This is a genomic window from Mesorhizobium sp. INR15 (assembly GCF_015500075.1).
In the GTDB taxonomy this organism is placed as follows: Bacteria; Pseudomonadota; Alphaproteobacteria; order Rhizobiales; family Rhizobiaceae; genus Mesorhizobium.
In genome coordinates this window covers 1664319-1680616 of the sequence record NZ_CP045496.1, presented here as the reverse complement: position 1 = coordinate 1680616, position 16298 = coordinate 1664319, and the positions used below count along the sequence as shown (strand labels likewise).

Genomic DNA, 16298 nt, shown 5'->3' with positions numbered 1-16298 from the left:
GAGCCGAAATTTCTTCAAGCCGCTATTTGGCGCCCCAGTACTTGGCGATCAGCGCGTCGAGGCTGCCGTCGGCCTTGATTGCCTTCAGCCCTTCGTTGAAGGCGGCGACGTTCTCGTCGCCCTTGCGGAAGACCAGCCCCAGCGGATCGGACTGGAGATCCCTGATCGGCACAACCAGTTCGCCGGCGAATTCCTTTTCATAGGCGGCCGCGTTCGCCCCGTTGATCACCACGCCGTCGACGTCCTTGTTCTTCAAGGCGATGACGGAAGCCGCGAAACTGTCATAGGCGACAACATTGTCCTTGCCGACGATGCCTTCGGCGACCTGCGCATCGGTTGTATTGGCCTGCGCCGAGAGCTTCTTGCCCTTGGCCTTGAAGTCATCGAGAGACAGGCCCTCGTCCTCCACCCGCATCAGCACTGCCTGGCTGTTGACGATGTAGGGTTCGGAGAAATCCATGGCCTTCTTGCGTTCGTCGGTGATCGAGACGCCGGAGGCGACGAGGTCGAAACTGCCCTGGTCGAGGGCAGCGAAGATGCCGTCCCAGCCGGTGGTGACAAACTCTGCCTTGCAGTTGATCTTGCCGCACACTGCCTTGAGCACGTCGACATCGAAGCCGACGATCTGGCCGCTTCCCGTGTCGACGCTTTCCATCGGCGGCGAGGTGGTATCCGAACCCACTTTCAGAACCTTGCCGCCGAGGTCCGCCGCGCTGGCGGTCCCTGCTGTCAACAACGCCAGCGCAAGTCCGATCAAGATCTTCTTCATGCTCTTCCTCCCATTTTGATGATTAGCGGCGGTTTTGTCCGCCAAGATTGTCCGGCTGCCTGCCGATGAGCTCGGGCCTGGAGACCAGGGTGAGCTCTGCCGGATCCTCGCCCGCCATGCGCCGCAGCAGGAACTCGCCGAGCTTGCGTCCGAGAAGCTCGATAGGCTGGTAGAAAGTCGTGATCGGCGGCGTGAAGTAGGCACTGACGTTGATGTCGTCATAAGCGATGACGTCGACATCGATCCCAACGCGCCGTTCCAGGCTGCCCAAAGCCGACAGCACGCCCAGCGTCGTGGATTCGTTGATGCACACCAGGGCAGTCGGCGGGTTGGGCAGGCCAAGAAGCTGTAGCGCGCTCTCACGGCCGAAGCGGGTGGAAAGGTCACCATCCGCGATCAGGTCGATCGATGCGGCAAGCCCGGCCTCGTTGAAGGCGCGCGAGAACCCGTCGATCCTGTCCAGCGCGTAGGAAAGACGGCGATCCGCGTTGATCAACGCGATCCGCTGATGTCCGCCAGCAATCAGCCGGGCCGTGGCGGTAAACGCCGCCCACTCATTGTCGACATCGACATGGGCATAGGTGAGCGGCTTGCGGCAGCGGCCGAGCGAAACGAACGGAAAGCCGCTTTCGACCAGCATGTCGATACGCTGGTCATCAGCCCGGACACCGGAGAAGATCAGGCCGTCGGCGGCGCTCTGGTCGACAATGCGGCGGGCAATGTCAAAGGCGTCGTCAAAACTCCGAAACCCATGCACGGACAGTTGATAGTCGCTGTCCTCCAGCGCCTGGCTTATCCCGCTCAGGATCTGCGTGTACTCGACACCGTCCCATTCGTAGCCAACCGCCGACGTGATCGGCATCAGCACCGCGGCGCGATAGGTCTTGCCTGTCCTCAATGCCATGCCGCGCGCATTGGCCTGATAGCCGAGTTCCTGCGCGGCGGCGACGATGGCGTCCCTGGTTGGCTGCGCGACCACGGGTGAACCCCGCAGCGCCTTGGAGATGGTGGCGATCGAATAGCCGGTGTGGGCCGCCAACGTCTTGATCGTCGGCGAAAGCTCTCGGCCTTCGGATTTTCTGCTCTCTGCCATGATCCGTGACATCCCCTCAGGGCAGGAGTCGTACCACCGGATAAAAACGTTTTCAAGAAAGATAAAAACGTTTTTATTGCGTAATTTTCACGCTCCAGCCGCAAGAGCGACGGGGGCGATGATGCACGTAGATCGTGCACCATCGCCCCCACGGCAGAGTGAGCGCTCGCTGGACAAGAGCCCCCTCTGAAGCCGTTTGCCTGGGCCGATGCCTCAGCGCGCCGGCGGTGCGTACATCAACCCGCCGGCATTCCACAGCGCATTGATTCCACGCGCGATTTTCAACTGGCTGGATTGGCCAAGGTTGCGGTCGAAGATCTCGCCATAGTTACCGACCTTGGCGACGATGTTGTAGGCGAAGGCCGCATCGAGCCCAAGCAGCTTGCCATTGTCGCCGTCGGCGCCGAGGAACCGCCGGACTGTCGGGTTCTGCGATTGCAGCGATGCCTGAGCATTCGCTTGCGTGATGCCTTCCTCTTCCGCCTCGATCAGCGAGAACAAGGTCCAGCGCACGATATCGAACCACTTGTCATCGCCCTTTCGCACAGCTGGGCCCAGGGGCTCCTTCGAGATGATCTCCGGCAAGACGGTGAAGGCCGCCGGGTCGGTCAGCTTAAGGCGTTGCGCATAAAGCGCGGAGGCGTCCGTGGTGTAGACATCGCAGCGGCCGCTATCGAATGCCTTGATGATGCTGTCCGCGGAGTCGATGACGACCGCCTCGTACTTCATCTTGTTGGCGGTGAAATAGTCGGCGACGTTCTGCTCCGTGGTCGTGCCTTGTTCGGCACAGACCGTGGCACCCGAGAGCTTGAGTGCGCTGTCAACATTAAGACTCTTGCGGATCATGAAGCCCTGGCCATCATAGTAGGCCGCGCCGACAAAATGGATGCCCATGCCGGTGTCGCGCGACAGCGTCCAGGTCGACTGGCGCGACAGGATATCGACGGTGCCGGACTGCAGTGCGGTGAAGCGGTCCTTGGTCGACAGCGGGACATAGCTGACCTTGTCGGGGTCGCCGAAGACGGCGGCTGACACCGCGCGGCATACGTCGATGTCGAAGCCGCTCCATTTCCCTTGGTCATCGGGCGACGAGAAGCCCGCGACGCCTTGGCTGACACCGCAAAGTATCGAGCCTCTCTGCTTGACGACATCGAATGTGTCCGCTCTCGCGGCCCCGGCCATGGTGACCGAGGCGAGCAAGAGCGCGGTGGCGAATGCATGTTTCATGATGTTCCTCCCTTGATGAGGCAAAGCCTCTCCCTGCCGCCGGCGCCATGGGCGCCGGAAGTTCGCAAAAACTGTCAGTGTCAAAATTCGCCCGCGCGGCGCCTCGGCGACGCGCGCTTCTCTTAAGGCCCTTCCGCCAGCACCGCCGCGAAGGTCTCATCGAGCACGCCGACGAGATGGTCGGCATTGGCCCGGCTGAAGATCATCGGCGGGCGCATCTTCAGCACATTGTCATGCGGTCCCTCGGTGCCGATCAGCACACCGCGCGCCCTGACACCGTCATTGATGCGGCGGGCAAGCGCTGTCGCCGGCGCCTTGCTCTTGCGGTCCTCGACCAGCTCGATGCCAAGGAAGAGACCCTGGCCGCGCACATCGCCGATGATCTCGTAGCGTGCCTGCAAATCCTTGACGCGGGCGATGAGATAGTCGCCGATCTCCGTCGCGTTCCGCCGCAAGCCGTCCCGCTCGATGACATCGAGCACCGCGAGCCCTGCAGCGCAGGACACCGGATTGCCGCCGAACGTGTTGAAATACTCCATGCCATTGTTGAACGACGCGGCAATCTCCCTGGTCGTCACCAGCGCCGCCATCGGATGGCCATTGCCGATCGGCTTGCCCATGGTGACGATGTCTGGTGTCACGCCTTGCGCCTCGAAGGCCCACCAGTGGCTGCCGACGCGGCCAAAGCCGACCTGCACCTCGTCGGCGACGCAGATGCCGCCGGCGGCGCGCACCATCTCGTAGACCTCCCGGAGGTAGCCGTCCGGCAGGAACACCTGGCCCGCGACGCTCGGGATCGATTCAGCGAGGAAGAAACCCGGCGCGCGGCCTTGCTTGGCCATCGTGGCGATCTGCTCGGCGACACTTTCGGCGAAGCGCCTGGCATATTGGTCAGCCGGCCAGTCGGCGGGCGCACGATAGCTGTCGGGGATGACCGCCTCGAACACATGCGGCGGACGGCCCTTGCCACCCTTGCGCTTGTATTTGTAGGGGCTGAGTTCGATCAGTTCCGGCGTCGTCCCGTGATAGCCCCAGTCCAGCACGATCGCCTCGGCGCGGCCGGTATGGGTCCGTGCCATGCGCAGCATCAGGCTGTTGGCCTCGCTGCCCGAACAGGCGAAGGAGGCAACCGACAAGCCATCCGGCAGCGTCGCGGTCAGCCGTTCGGCGTAGGTGACGATGGCGTCGTGCAGGTAGCGCGTGTTGGTGTTGAGCAGGGCGGCCTGGCGGGCGATCGCTTCGACGACGTCGGGATGGGCATGGCCGATGTGGCAGACATTGTTGAAGCAATCGAGATAGGCGCGGCCGGTGTCATCGATCAGCCAGGCGCCCTCGCCGCGCACGAACTTGATCGGCTCGGAATAGGAAATCGAAAGGTTGGGAAGCAGCGAAGCCTTGCGCGCCGCGACGATCTCCTGCCGGGTTCGCCCCACATGAAGAAAGGTTTCGGGCGGAATGCCGGCGAGCTCGGCGGCGTCCGGAAACAGCTCTTTCCAGACGTCGAGATAGCGTTCCTCGCCGACACCCAGGATATCGCGCGCGGCAAGCTTCGCATCGGTCGAAATCTGGAAATGCAGGTGCGGCGCCCAGCCGCCATTCTCCGTCGCCGTTCCCATCTCGCCAACAAGCGCACCCGCCTCGAGCCGGTCGCCCGGCTTCAATCGCCGGCTCGCCTCATGCGCCAGATGCCCCCACAAGGTGACGAATGGCGGACAGCCTGGCGGCGCGTGCTCCAGCGCCACGAGACCGCCATAACCGAGCGGGTCCTCCTCGATCTCGACGCTTCTGACCGTGGCCGCCAGCGGCGTGTAAAGCCGCGTGCCCGCCGGCATGAACAGGTCGAGGCCGAGATGATGGCCGCGCCGCGCGCCCTCGACGAAACGCGACCAGAAGATGTCGCTCGTATAGACCGTGCGCTCCTCGCCCCATGGTCCTATGCCAAGCGCGATGCCGTTCTCGGCGCAATGCGCATCCCACCACGCGGTCGCCTTGTCCGGTTCGCGCCCGGCGGAAGTCACCGTCATCGGATGCAGCGGGTCGCCATAGGGAACCATCGCCTTGGCAAGCGTCGCCGGATGACGATCGAGGATCGGCGCCAGCTGTTTGCGGTTTGCACCGATCCAGCGGATGACGTCGCCGGCCCCGGGCGCGGCATCGAAGCCGCAGGCATGACGCAGGATAGCGGTTGCGAAGCGCCGGTTCATGGCATCCATGCGCCGCAGCAGCCGCCAGGCCGGCGCCTCGGAGATGGAAAGATAAGGATTGCCGGCGGTCCGCGCCTTGCGGGCAGCCGACAGCGTCACCGAGATCACCAGCCGCATGGCGATAAGATCGAAGAGAAGTTCGATTTCCTCCTCGCGCAGCGGATATTCCGCATGGAAGCCGGCAACGAGGCGAGCAGCCGCGCCGATCGGATCTTCCGCGTCGAGGATCGCATAGGCGCAGGCGACAGCGACTTCCGCGATCAGCACGCTGTGCAAGGCATCTCCGAAATCGATCAGGCCAGCGACGCGGTCGGGCTGATCGGGATCGACAAGCACATTCCAGTCATTCGCATCATTGTGGATCACCTGTGCCCGCAAGGCGGGCAGCCGGGGGGCGATGTCGGCGTCGAAATGGTCCAGGAACCGCACCAGCAGCAGGCGGTCCTGCTCATCCGTGACATGGTGGAGGCGTTCGCGCGATGCGCCTGCCTGGCGGATGTCCCAGTCGAAGGAGCGCAGCGCGCCGGGATGGATGAAGCCTTGCAGCGCGCAGTCCAGCCGGCCGAGTGCACCGCCGAGGCTTTCGAGCAGCTCCGGCGTCGACGAACTCTCGGCCAGCGGTCTGCCGGGAAGCCAGGAGACAAGGCGAACCGCATGGCGTTCGCCACTTACACCCGCGACGTGCGCGAGAGCGGTTCCTTCCGTCGTCATCCTCAGGCGCGGCATCGCCAGATCAGGCCGGCTCCGCTGCAGATGCGCCAGAAGCGCCGTCTGGAATTCGCTTTCGACAAGCGGTTCGCTGGCATTGACGATCTTGAGAATCCAGAGCGAGCGATCGGCGGCTGTCAGCTTGAAGTTCAGGTCACGCTCGCTGTCGAGCGGCGTGACGCTGCCGCCGATACCGAAGTACCGGTCGGCGAGATTGATGGCCTCGCTAAGCGAGAAGCGTGGCGCGGGATGGGAAACGTCAGTCATGGTCAATCCGGATTTGCGTTGCCAAAGCTTGGCATGGGCTTAGAAATCGGGCATCCGGCAAAGCGTCGGTTGTGCCGACACTATGACTGCATTGACCGGCACTTTAACGGAACAGCGGGAGCGTGGCGCGATGAGGGATCTTGACGCGAAAGACCGGGACATTCTGGGCATTCTGTCAAAAGAGGCCCGCATCCCGCTGAAGACGCTTGCGGGGCGCATCGGCCTGTCACGCAGCGCAACCAGCGAGCGGGTCTCGGCGCTGGAAAAGAGCGGCGTCATCAGAGGCTATCGCGCCGATATCGGCCAGATGGACAAGGGGCTGGTCTTTGCCTTCCTGCTGGTCACGCTGATCCGCACGCCCTCGATCGGCATCCTCGACCAGCTGGCGCGTTTCCCCGAGGTCCGGCGGGTGTCGTCGGTGAGCGGCCAGCTGGATCTGGTCGTCGAAGTCGAGGTGCCTTCGATCGACAGGCTGAACACATTGCGCGATCTCATTGCCAGCCACGCCGGTGTCGAGGACCTGACAACCGCAATCGTGCTGCGCCACGATATCGAGCGCGATTAGACTGCTCCCGCTGCCCTAGCTGCTATTTGGCGATCTCCAGCAGGGACGACACCAGCATCTGGCGCTCGTCCTGCGAGAGAACGTCCGAGTCAAAAAGATTCATGCTTCGCAGCCCCTCTATGGCGAGATAGCAGACCAGCAGCGACTTCAAATCCGGCGTCTCTCCCTTCAGCCGCTCGAAAAGCTGCTGCTTGAAGGTCTTTATCGGTGTCATGAAGTCAGGATCCTCGGCGATCGCCGAAAATATCCATGACGCCGACGGCTGTGTCTCTTCGCAATCCTTGGCCGAAAGTCTGATATAGGAGGAAAGCGGGCTTTCACCGCCGCTATCTTTCTGCCGGGCCGCCTCCAGCGCCCCTTCGAATTCACGCAGGTAGTCCTCGACCAGCCCCTGCATCAATTTGGCCTTGGTCGGAAAATTGTAGAGAAGCCCTCCTTTCGAAACGCCGGCGCGGCTGGCGACGGCGTCAAGCGACAGGCTTCCAGGCCCGGATTCCCGGGCGACATCAGCGGCCGCGGCGAGAATTTTCTCGCGCGAGTTCGATCTTTGAGCTTTCATGGCGCCTCCCCTCGCAAGCTTAGGCACAATTGACAAGACCGTCCAGACGGTACAGTAAGTCCGCCGTTATTTGAAATCGGGACAGGTAGCCATTAGTGTCCCGATAGCCGAGCTTCGCGCCGGGCACCGACCTGAGGGGACATTCTTTTTCATGCGCATACTCCGCGTAATCATCATCGCCCTGGTTTTTGTCGTGCTCGTGGTTGTGGTCGGCGGCATCGTCGGCTTCAACTTTCTCCGTGACAACGGCATCAAGCAGTATTTTGCCTCGATGAAGCCGCCGGCGGCGACCGTGTCGACAACCGTCGTCAAGCCGTCGACCTGGACACCTGGTGTCGAAGCCATCGGCACGGTCAGTGCGGTGCGCGGCGTCGACCTGACAGTCGAGACCACCGGCATCGTCAAGGAAATCCTGTTCCACGCCAACCAGAAGGTGGCTCTCAACGCGGTTCTGCTGCAGCTTGACGACGCCGTCGAACGCGCCGATCTCGATGCGCAGAAGGCGCAGGCGGCGCTCGACCAGACTTCGCTGACCCGAGCCATAGAATTGCAGAAGCGCGGCGTCGGCTCCGACGTGACGCTGGATACCGCCCGTGCCAGCGCATCGGCTTCGGCTTCGCAGGTGACCAAGCTGCAGGCGGTGCTCGACCAGAAGCAGCTGACCGCGCCGTTCAACGGCACGGTGGGCATTCCCAAGATCGATATCGGCCAGTATCTGGCGCCAGGCACCGCCGTTGTGACGTTGCAGGATCTCGACACGATGCGGGTCGACTTCTCGGTCCCCGAACAACAGCTTCCGCTGCTGAAGATCGGCCAGACGGTTCGGTTGGGCACTGGCGGCTCGGACATGCCGTTCGAAGGCGCCATTCGCGGCATCGACCCGAAGATTGATCCGAGCAGCCGGCTGGTGACAGTCCGTGCGGAAGTCGCCAATCCCGACGGCAAGCTGACCCCCGGCCAGTTCGTGCAGGCACGGGTCGAATTGCCCGAGGAGCAGAACGTGCTGGCGCTGCCGCAGACGGCGCTGACATCAAGCCTCTACGGCGACTTCATCTTCGTCGTGCACCAGGCCAAGCCGGCGGAAGCCGCTCCGGCGGCAAAACCCGATGAAAAGCCAGCCGCACCAGCAGCTGACAAGTCGGCGACGGATGCCGCCAAGCCAGCGGCGGACGCCATGAAGCCTGCCGCGGACGCAATGAAACCGGCTGCCGACCCGGCAAAACCCGCCGACAAGGCAGCCGCCGACCCGGCAAAGCCGGCTGCGGAACAGCCCGCACTGGTGCTGTCGCAGGTATTCGTCAAGCCGGGCCGCCGCAATGCCGGCGTGGTCGAGATCCTTGAAGGTCTCAATGCCGGCGACGAGGTCGTCACCGCCGGCCAGAACCGGCTGTTCAACGGCATGTCCGTTGCCGTCGACAACACGATCGATCCGACCAAGTCGGCGAACAAGCAGGCCGCCCAGCAATGAGCTTTTCCGATCTCTTCATCCGCCGCCCGGTCCTGTCGACGGTCCTGGCCTGCATGATCCTGCTCCTGGGTTTCCAGGGCATTTTCAACCTGTCGATCCGGCAGTATCCGAAGGTCGATGAAACGGCCATCACCATCACGACGGCCTATCCGGGCGCCAGCGCCGACCTGATCCAGGGCTTCATTTCCGCTCCGATCTCGCGTGCCGTCGCCTCGACCGAGAATATCGACTACGTGACATCGTCGAGCCGGCCATCCTCCAGCACCGTGACGGTGCAGATGAAACTCGGCTCCAATCCCGACGTGGCGCTGACCGAGGTGCTGTCCAAGGTCCAGGGCGTGCGCGGCACCTTGCCGGATGCGGCGAAGGACCCGGTGATCGTCAAGGGCACGGGCCAGCAGTTCGCGATGATGTACATCTCGATGCAGAACCCGAACATGACGAAGGAGCAGCTGACCGAATATATCGAGCGCGTCATCAGGCCCCGCATGTCGACGGTCGAGGGCGTCTCCGACGTGCAGATCTTCGGTGCGCAGGAATATTCGATGCGTGTCTGGATCGATCCGGTCAAGCTCGCCGCGCGCGGTGTCACCGCCTCGGAAGTGCTGACGGCGATCAACAATTCCAACTTCCTGTCGGCACCCGGCAACACCCAGAACGAATACGTCGTCTCCTCGATCACGGTGCGCTCGACGCTGCAAACCCCCGAGGCTTTCGCCACACTGCCGCTGCGTTCGGTGGCTGGCAATGTGGTGCGGCTACGCGACGTCGCGCGCGTGGAACTGGCCGCGGCAAGCACCGACACCAGGGTCAGCTTCAACGGCAAGCCCGGCACCTTCCTTGCCATCTTCCCGACACCGGCGGCCAATCCTTTGACCACGGCGGCGGCGCTCACCAAGATCGTGCCGGTGATCCAGCAGACCTTGCCGAAAGGCATGACGATCGAGGTCGTCTATGACGCCACCGGCCAGATCAGCGCCTCGATCGACGAAGTGTTCAAGACCATCGCCGAGGCGGTGGCCATCGTCATCGTCGTCATCCTGTTGTTCCTCGGCTCGTTCCGTTCGGTGTTGATGCCGATCGTGACCATCCCGCTGTCGCTGATTGGTGTCTGCTTCCTGCTGTTCGCGGTAGGCTATTCGATCAACCTGTTGTCGCTGCTGGCCATGGTGCTGGCGATCGGCCTTGTCGTCGACGACGCCATCGTGGTGGTGGAGAACATCCACCGCCATATGGAAGAAGACCACATGTCGCCGATGCAGGCGGCGTTCAGCGGCATGCGTGAAATCGCGTCCGCCATCGTCGCCATGACAATGACGCTCGCCGCCGTGTTCGCGCCACTGGCCTTCACCGGCGGTCTCACCGGCGCCTTGTTCCGCGAGTTCGCGGTGACGCTCGCCGGGTCCGTGGTGCTGTCCGGCCTCGTTGCCGTCACCATCACGCCGATGATGTCCGCACGTCTCTTGAAGTCTGGCACGCCGGGCCGTTTCCAGCGCATTGTCGATGGGACCTTCGCGCGTGTCGAGCGCGTCTACGAGAGGGCGGTAACCGGTTCGCTGAATTATCGCCCGGTGACGCTGATCATCGTGCTCTCGCTCGTCGCCTTGACCGGCTTCATGTTCACCAAGACGTCGAGCGAACTGGCGCCTGAAGAGGATCAGGGCTTCCTGCTCTCGATTGTGACGGCGCCTCGCTATGCGACGTCTGATTACACCGAGACCTATGTGAACCAGATCCTCGGTCTGGTGAAGGATATTCCCGAAACCCGGGCGCAGTTCTCGGCTGTCGCCTTCGGCGGTGCCACCAACAGCGCCTTTGTCGGCTTTGCCTTCAAGGACTGGGCAGAGCGCAAGCGCAGCTCCAAGGAGTTGCAGGCCGACATCCAGGGACGCCTGGCCAAGGTGGCCGGCGTTCAGGCCTTCGTCTTTGCGCCACCGACGCTGCCGGGCTCGGGCGGCGGTCTGCCGATCTCCCTGGTGGTGCGCTCGACCGGCAATTCCTCCGAGGTGTTCGAGGCCGCCGAGCAGATCAAGAACAAGGCCCAGGCTTCTGGCCGTTTCATTGTCGTGCAGAACTCGATGGCCTATGACGCGCCGCAGGTGACGGTGACCATCGACCGCGACCGTGCGGCGGCACTGAACCTGCCGATCGCCGATATCGGCCGCACGCTGACCTTGCTGGTCGGCGGCGCCGAAGTGGCGCAGTTCGATCGCGATTCCAACAGCTACGACATCATCCCGCAGGTGCCGCAGGAATTCCGCGACAATCCCGAAAAGCTCGGCAACTACTTCGTGCGCAGCGTGACGGGCGAGATGGTGCCGCTGTCGGCGGTGGTGAAGATTTCGACCAATGCCTCGCCGGCCGCCATCGAGCAGTTCAACCAGCTGAATTCCGCGACGATCTCCGCGCTGCCATTGCCTGGCGTCACCACCGGTGATGGCCTGAAGGCCATCGAGGATATCGCCAAGGAGAGCCTGCCCGATACGTTCTTCATCGACTACTCCGGTCAATCGCGACAGGAGAAGGAACAGGGCAACACGATCCTGATCGCTTTTGCCGCGGCTATTCTGGTCATCTACCTGGTGCTGGCGGCGCAGTTCGAAAGCTTCCGCGATCCGCTGATCATCATGATGTCCGTGCCGCTGTCGATCTTTGGCGCCATCGTGCCGCTCAATCTCGGGCTGGGTACGCTCAACATCTACACGCAGGTCGGCCTGATCACGCTGATCGGCCTGATCACCAAGCACGGCATTCTGCTGGTGGAGTTCGCCAACCAGCAGCGCGAGGCGCACGGCATGCGCCGGCGCGATGCGATCATCGCCTCGGCGAAGGTTCGCTTGCGGCCGATCCTGATGACGACGGCGGCGATGGCACTTGGTGTCGTGCCGCTGATCGTTTCCAGCGGTGCGGGCGCGGCGGCGCGCTACTCGATGGGCCTTGTGATCTTCACCGGCATCCTGATCGGAACCATGTTCACGCTGTTCGTGGTGCCGATGTTCTATAGCTTCATCGCCAGCAAGGACCTGCCGCACCACGCGGAAAAGCCTAACCCAAAGCTGATGCCGGCCCCGGTCGACTGAACCGGGACCAAGGAAGGGACTGGGAATTTCCCCAGCCCTTGACCGACATGTGGAATACGAGCGGCGAGCGTGGCAACATCGCTCGCCGTTTTGCTGTTTGCGGCAGGTCCGCCGGCACTAATCTTTGCAGGCATTCGGTGCGCTCGGCCACTGCGGAATGGGACCTATGCCGACGTTGCAAAATCCAATCGCGAAATTGCCGCTTAACATCGGGAGAATTGCGAAATGGCATCGCTGCTTACGCGCGCAAACGAGACTTCGGCAGCGGTCCGGGGCGCAATCGTTGGCGGGCTGATCCCTGTCAAACCGCAAGATCGGTCGAGCGCATCATGTCCGCGAGCGCCTAGCTGGTGCCGCCACGGAGGACAGGACGATGACGGCGGCTCTTGAAAACTACCATGTCCGGATGCAGCGGGTGCTGGACTACATAGACCAGCATCTGGGCGACGATCTGGATTTGGAAGCGATGAGTAGCGTCGCGGCGTTCTCGAAATACCATTTCCACCGGCAGTTCACGTCAACCTTCGGGTTGTCAGTGCATCGCTATGTCCAGCTCACCCGCATGAAGCGCGCTTCATACAGGCTGGCCGACAGGGACGCTGAAAGCGTCACCGACATTGCGATGGATGCCGGCTACGACGCACCGGATGCCTTCGCCCGCGCCTTTCGGCAACGGTTCGGACAATCGCCGTCGTCGTTCCGGAAATCTCCCGATTGGGGACCGTGGCTTGCGGCCCTAGGGCCTCTGCACAACGCGAGGAGCAAGCTCATGCAGATTATCTTTACCCCTGACGACGTGACGATCCAGGTCGTGCCCCCGACGCCGGTGGCGATCATGGAGCATCGGGGCGACCCGGCAACACTCGGCGATACCATTCAGAGGTTCATTGCCTGGCGCAAGGCTGCCGGTCTCTCGCCCCAGACGAGCCCCACGTTCAACGTCTTCCGCTCGGAGAGGCGTCCCGCGGTTCCGGCGGATTACAGCATGGACCTGTGCGCTGGGACTGACCAGCCGATCGGGCCGAACGACGAGCAGATGAAGGCTGGCCTGATCCCCGGCGGACGCCGCGCGGTGCTGCGTTATCCCGGCAACACCAACAATCTCGAGCCGGCCGCGCTCTATCTCTACCGAGACTGGCTTCCGGCCAGTGGCGAGGAAGCAGGCGACTTCCCGATCTATTGCCGGCGCCGGCTCTCCTTCCTCGAGCAGGTGCCGGTACACGAAGTGGTCGTGGAAGTGTTTCTGCCGCTCAAATAGCACAGCCGGATGGCGGCTTGCCGCTTCCGCCCGCGAGAAGCGGACAGGCTGCCATCCACCATGTCGCGACTATCGCCTGTCGCGAAACCTATTTGACGATGACGATGCTTGTGTTGGCCGGACCAAAAGCTTCGACCAGCTGATAGAAATTCGCCGCATTGTCTGGATGCAGCCGCACGCAGCCATGCGAGGCCGGCTGGCCAAGGCGCTTGATCGCATAGGTCGCATGCACGGCATAGCCGCCGCTGAAGAAGACCGAATGCGGCATCGGCGCATTGTCGTATTTCTTCGAATACCACATCTCATGCATGCGGGTCGGCTTGAACGAACCGGTTGGCGTCACGTGCGCCTTGTCGCCGGTCGAAACCTTCCAAGCGAAGGTCGGGCGGCCATCGACCGTGACTTCCATGACCTGCTGGGAAAGCGAGACACGCGCCACGATCTTGTTGGCCGCGTGGGCCGCACCCGAGCCGGCGCTGATGAGAAGCGCCGCACCGGTCAGGGCGGCGGCGGTGATGTTGATGAGCTTGGCGGAAATAACGGTGTGCATGATGTCCCCTCTGTCTGCCGAACCTCGCCGGCACCAATTCGATGGGCCGCTTATCCCTACGTCATGTTTCGAACTGATTTCGCGAAATGCTCGTTTGTGTTTCGAATCTGTTTCCTCAGATTAACATCCAGACCAGAAGGAGAGCAGGAAGGGAAGAAGGATGGCTTCAGCCAATCCGGCACAAAAAGTCAGGAACATAGGTATCGACCGGCAAACGAAAGTTCGAATTTGCCGTATACGAAAGATGAAACGGCGATTTCGAAACCAATCTGCAACAGAACGCGCCTCCAAGCGGCATGATCCGGATACAAGCTGCGACCAGAGTTGACGCAACGAAAACAAGCGGCAACGAATATGGAAACGAAATCAACCGCCCTGTCCTGGCTTTTCAGGATCAGCATCGCGGCAGCACTCATCGGTGGCGTCGGCACGGTTGCCGGCGGCTCGCTGACAAGGCTCGGCGCGATGGATTCAGGCGAGATATCGACACTCCATGCCGCGCTGTTCTTCGCCATGGTCTGGATTGTTTCCAGCCTGCGCATTGCTCGGCTCAAGGCCCTCTGGCGGGTCGGTCTTCGGCTGACGGGAATGCGCGGCCCCTCCGGCAACTTGCAGCCGAGAGGACCGAAGACCCGCGCCGCAACGGGGGGCTCCGTCGGCGGCGCGGGTGCTTCGGGGGTATCCTGAAACACTTGCAATCTCAATTTTTGGGGAATGGTACGATGAAAACGAAATTCGCCGCTTCAGTGCTTTCGGCACTGCTTTACGCACAGGGTCTGCTCGGCTTTGCCGGCCTTGCAACGGTACTGCTCAAAGAACGCGCCCATGCCGGCGAGTTTGCCACAAGCAACAACATGCCTTCAGGCCCGTCGGTTCTGGTGGCGCGCTGAGACGCAAGAGCATCGGACCCGGAAGGAGAACCGATGCTCAGACAACGAAATGTCGCCAACGCGGAGCCGTCAGTCGGCGAATTGCGTCGGTGGGTCGAAGCGATAGCCGGAACCGCGTATCGTGGTGATGGTTTCGGTGTCGAGTTTGCGGCGCAGCCGCACGATGCGCGAATCGATCGAGCGGTCGAAGGCATCGGCGTTTTCCGCCGGTGCCGCCGCAATGATGTCGTCGCGTGTCAGCACCTTGCGCGGACTGGCCAGGAACAGCCTGAGCAGGGCCACCTGACCGGGCGACAACTGTTCTTCCGCGCCGGAGCGATGCATGACCATGGCTGACCGCAGATCGACCGTGGCGTTTTCCAGCACGATCAATTCCCCGGCGTTCCTGCCGCGACGCATCAGCAGGCCGCCAATGCGCGCGGCGAGCTCGCGGACATTGAGCGGGCTTTCGACGACGTCGGCTGCCCCCAGTTCAAGGGCCAGCACCTTGTCGACAAGATCAGTCGGACGGCAGATCAGGATGAAATCCGGCCCATCCTCGCCGCCATGCCGCCTCAACAGATCGCGCCCTTCCGCCTGGCTCAGACTGTCACCGACGACGACGACCTCGATGCCCTTTGCCGAAAGCAGGGATTCAGCTTCCCACGGTTGCCGCGCCTCGCGCACATCGTGGCCTCGCCGCTCGAGATGGTCGGCCAGTTCGGTCGCGACCACCTCGGCAACGGAAACGAGCGCGATGACGGATCGTGCGGCCATGTTTTTCTATTGTTCCCCTGGCAACCGGAAGTGAGCGCTGGACATCATGTTTATACCCAATCTACTTTCCGCTGATAGCGGGGGCGAGAGCATAGTGCGGGCAAGAATTATCATCGTCGAGGATGAGCCCGACCTGAGGGATGCGGTTGCCGAATATCTTGGCGCCGCCGGCTATGATGTTGTCACCGCCGAAAGCGCGGCCGCGGCGCGCGGCCTGCTCGACACGCAATCCTTCCATATCGCCATTCTCGACATCGCCATGCCCGGCGAGGACGGCCTGTCGCTCGGCCGCTGGCTGCGCTCGAAACTGCCGATCGGCATCATCTATGCGACAGCCGCCGGCACCGCGCTCGACCGCATTGTCGGGCTGGAGCTTGGCGCCGACGACTACATCGTCAAGCCCTATGAGCTGCGCGAAGTGCTGGCGCGGGTGCGCAGCGTGCTGCGCCGGGTTCCACAGCCGCAGGAACTGCAGGACAAGAAGGCCACGACAGACCGCCGCGCGGTGACATTCGGCCCCTTCCAGGCCGATCTGGACGGCAGGATGGTCACCGGCGCCAATGGCGCGGTCATCGACATGGCCAAGAGCGAATTCGACGTGCTGGAGGTTTTCCTGACCCGCGCCAACCGGCTCTTGACCCGCGCCGCCATCTCCGAGGCGATCGGCTTCACCGAGGATCCGGAATCATCGCGCGCGGTCGACATCCGGATCATGCGCCTGCGAAAGAAGATCGAGACCGACCCGGCCAACCCGAAATTCCTGCGCACGGTGCGCGGCGAAGGCTATATCTTCACGCTGCCGACCGGCGACGGCAACTGAGCACCGAGGCTGGGCTTTAAATCCAGGGCGATGCGGGACTATGGTCGGCTGCTGGCATGGGGTCGCCTGCTGGCGCGCTTCGAG

Annotated in this window: 14 protein-coding genes; 7 read left to right on the top strand and 7 right to left on the bottom strand. The window is 62.7% G+C overall.

Features of this window, described 5'->3' with window-relative positions; genetic code table 11:
- Positions 1–22: 22 nt before the first annotated feature.
- From GA829_RS08135 to GA829_RS08120, 4 genes are all read right to left on the bottom strand, one after another.
- On the bottom strand, positions 23–769 hold the full coding sequence (locus GA829_RS08135; RefSeq protein WP_195178013.1) for a transporter substrate-binding domain-containing protein: 747 nt from the start codon (positions 767–769) through the stop codon (positions 23–25).
- 22 nt (positions 770–791) lie between these two features.
- Entirely contained in the window at positions 792–1862 is a 1071-nt protein-coding gene (locus tag GA829_RS08130) for a LacI family DNA-binding transcriptional regulator (RefSeq protein WP_195178012.1), read from the bottom strand.
- Between the two features lie 213 nt (positions 1863–2075).
- Positions 2076–3089: an amino acid ABC transporter substrate-binding protein gene (locus GA829_RS08125; RefSeq protein WP_195178011.1), complete on the bottom strand. Its 1014-nt coding sequence runs from the start codon at positions 3087–3089 to the stop codon at positions 2076–2078.
- A gap of 122 nt (positions 3090–3211) precedes the next feature.
- Positions 3212–6268, bottom strand: a complete 3057-nt coding sequence (locus GA829_RS08120; RefSeq protein ID WP_195178010.1) for an aminotransferase class III-fold pyridoxal phosphate-dependent enzyme — start codon at positions 6266–6268, stop codon at positions 3212–3214.
- 130 nt (positions 6269–6398) lie between these two features.
- Between GA829_RS08120 and GA829_RS08115 the strand changes: the two genes are divergently transcribed.
- Positions 6399–6833, top strand: coding sequence for an Lrp/AsnC family transcriptional regulator (locus tag GA829_RS08115; protein ID WP_195178009.1), 435 nt, complete (start codon positions 6399–6401; stop codon positions 6831–6833).
- Between the two features lie 22 nt (positions 6834–6855).
- On the opposite strand, the gene GA829_RS08110 is transcribed toward GA829_RS08115, so the two are convergent.
- Entirely contained in the window at positions 6856–7392 is a 537-nt protein-coding gene (locus GA829_RS08110) for a TetR/AcrR family transcriptional regulator (protein ID WP_195178008.1), read from the bottom strand.
- Between the two features lie 151 nt (positions 7393–7543).
- Here GA829_RS08110 and GA829_RS08105 point away from each other — a divergent pair, with 151 nt between their 5' ends.
- The 3 genes from GA829_RS08105 to GA829_RS08095 all read left to right on the top strand — a co-directional run bounded on the left by GA829_RS08105 (position 7544) and on the right by GA829_RS08095 (position 13198).
- The gene (locus tag GA829_RS08105) at positions 7544–8860 is read left to right on the top strand and encodes an efflux RND transporter periplasmic adaptor subunit (protein ID WP_195178007.1); all 1317 of its coding nucleotides are present in this window, start codon (positions 7544–7546) and stop codon (positions 8858–8860) included.
- On the top strand, positions 8857–11940 hold the full coding sequence (locus tag GA829_RS08100; protein ID WP_195178006.1) for an efflux RND transporter permease subunit: 3084 nt from the start codon (positions 8857–8859) through the stop codon (positions 11938–11940). Before GA829_RS08105 ends, GA829_RS08100 begins: the two co-directional genes overlap by 4 nt.
- A gap of 373 nt (positions 11941–12313) precedes the next feature.
- The gene (locus GA829_RS08095) at positions 12314–13198 is read left to right on the top strand and encodes an AraC family transcriptional regulator (RefSeq protein ID WP_195178005.1); all 885 of its coding nucleotides are present in this window, start codon (positions 12314–12316) and stop codon (positions 13196–13198) included.
- A gap of 88 nt (positions 13199–13286) precedes the next feature.
- On the opposite strand, the gene GA829_RS08090 is transcribed toward GA829_RS08095, so the two are convergent.
- The gene (locus tag GA829_RS08090; protein WP_195178004.1) at positions 13287–13748 is read right to left on the bottom strand and encodes a L,D-transpeptidase; all 462 of its coding nucleotides are present in this window, start codon (positions 13746–13748) and stop codon (positions 13287–13289) included.
- Between the two features lie 354 nt (positions 13749–14102).
- On the opposite strand from GA829_RS08090, the gene GA829_RS08085 reads away from it, so the two are divergent.
- The gene (locus tag GA829_RS08085) at positions 14103–14435 is read left to right on the top strand and encodes a hypothetical protein (protein ID WP_195178003.1); all 333 of its coding nucleotides are present in this window, start codon (positions 14103–14105) and stop codon (positions 14433–14435) included.
- Between the two features lie 35 nt (positions 14436–14470).
- Complete coding sequence (locus GA829_RS08080; RefSeq protein WP_195178002.1) at positions 14471–14638, top strand: hypothetical protein; 168 nt, start codon at positions 14471–14473, stop codon at positions 14636–14638.
- Between the two features lie 69 nt (positions 14639–14707).
- Here the strand turns inward: GA829_RS08080 and GA829_RS08075 are convergent, their stop codons facing one another.
- Complete coding sequence (locus GA829_RS08075) at positions 14708–15394, bottom strand: response regulator transcription factor (protein ID WP_195178001.1); 687 nt, start codon at positions 15392–15394, stop codon at positions 14708–14710.
- 46 nt (positions 15395–15440) lie between these two features.
- Between GA829_RS08075 and GA829_RS08070 the strand changes: the two genes are divergently transcribed.
- The gene (locus GA829_RS08070; protein WP_195178000.1) at positions 15441–16214 is read left to right on the top strand and encodes a response regulator; all 774 of its coding nucleotides are present in this window, start codon (positions 15441–15443) and stop codon (positions 16212–16214) included.
- Positions 16215–16298: the final 84 nt, after the last annotated feature.

Excerpts from the sequence above, each read along its gene's own strand:
- GA829_RS08135 (WP_195178013.1), bottom strand. The coding sequence starts at position 769 with ATGAAGAAGATCTTGATCGGACTTGCGCTGGCGTTGTTGACAGCAGGG.
- GA829_RS08130 (WP_195178012.1), bottom strand. The coding sequence starts at position 1,862 with ATGGCAGAGAGCAGAAAATCCGAAGGCCGAGAGCTTTCGCCGACGATC.
- GA829_RS08125 (WP_195178011.1), bottom strand. The coding sequence starts at position 3,089 with ATGAAACATGCATTCGCCACCGCGCTCTTGCTCGCCTCGGTCACCATG.
- GA829_RS08120 (WP_195178010.1), bottom strand. The coding sequence starts at position 6,268 with ATGACTGACGTTTCCCATCCCGCGCCACGCTTCTCGCTTAGCGAGGCC.
- GA829_RS08115 (WP_195178009.1), top strand. The coding sequence starts at position 6,399 with ATGAGGGATCTTGACGCGAAAGACCGGGACATTCTGGGCATTCTGTCA.
- GA829_RS08110 (WP_195178008.1), bottom strand. The coding sequence starts at position 7,392 with ATGAAAGCTCAAAGATCGAACTCGCGCGAGAAAATTCTCGCCGCGGCC.
- GA829_RS08105 (WP_195178007.1), top strand. The coding sequence starts at position 7,544 with ATGCGCATACTCCGCGTAATCATCATCGCCCTGGTTTTTGTCGTGCTC.
- GA829_RS08100 (WP_195178006.1), top strand. The coding sequence starts at position 8,857 with ATGAGCTTTTCCGATCTCTTCATCCGCCGCCCGGTCCTGTCGACGGTC.
- GA829_RS08095 (WP_195178005.1), top strand. The coding sequence starts at position 12,314 with ATGACGGCGGCTCTTGAAAACTACCATGTCCGGATGCAGCGGGTGCTG.
- GA829_RS08090 (WP_195178004.1), bottom strand. The coding sequence starts at position 13,748 with ATGCACACCGTTATTTCCGCCAAGCTCATCAACATCACCGCCGCCGCC.
- GA829_RS08085 (WP_195178003.1), top strand. The coding sequence starts at position 14,103 with ATGGAAACGAAATCAACCGCCCTGTCCTGGCTTTTCAGGATCAGCATC.
- GA829_RS08080 (WP_195178002.1), top strand. The coding sequence starts at position 14,471 with ATGAAAACGAAATTCGCCGCTTCAGTGCTTTCGGCACTGCTTTACGCA.
- GA829_RS08075 (WP_195178001.1), bottom strand. The coding sequence starts at position 15,394 with ATGGCCGCACGATCCGTCATCGCGCTCGTTTCCGTTGCCGAGGTGGTC.
- GA829_RS08070 (WP_195178000.1), top strand. The coding sequence starts at position 15,441 with ATGTTTATACCCAATCTACTTTCCGCTGATAGCGGGGGCGAGAGCATA.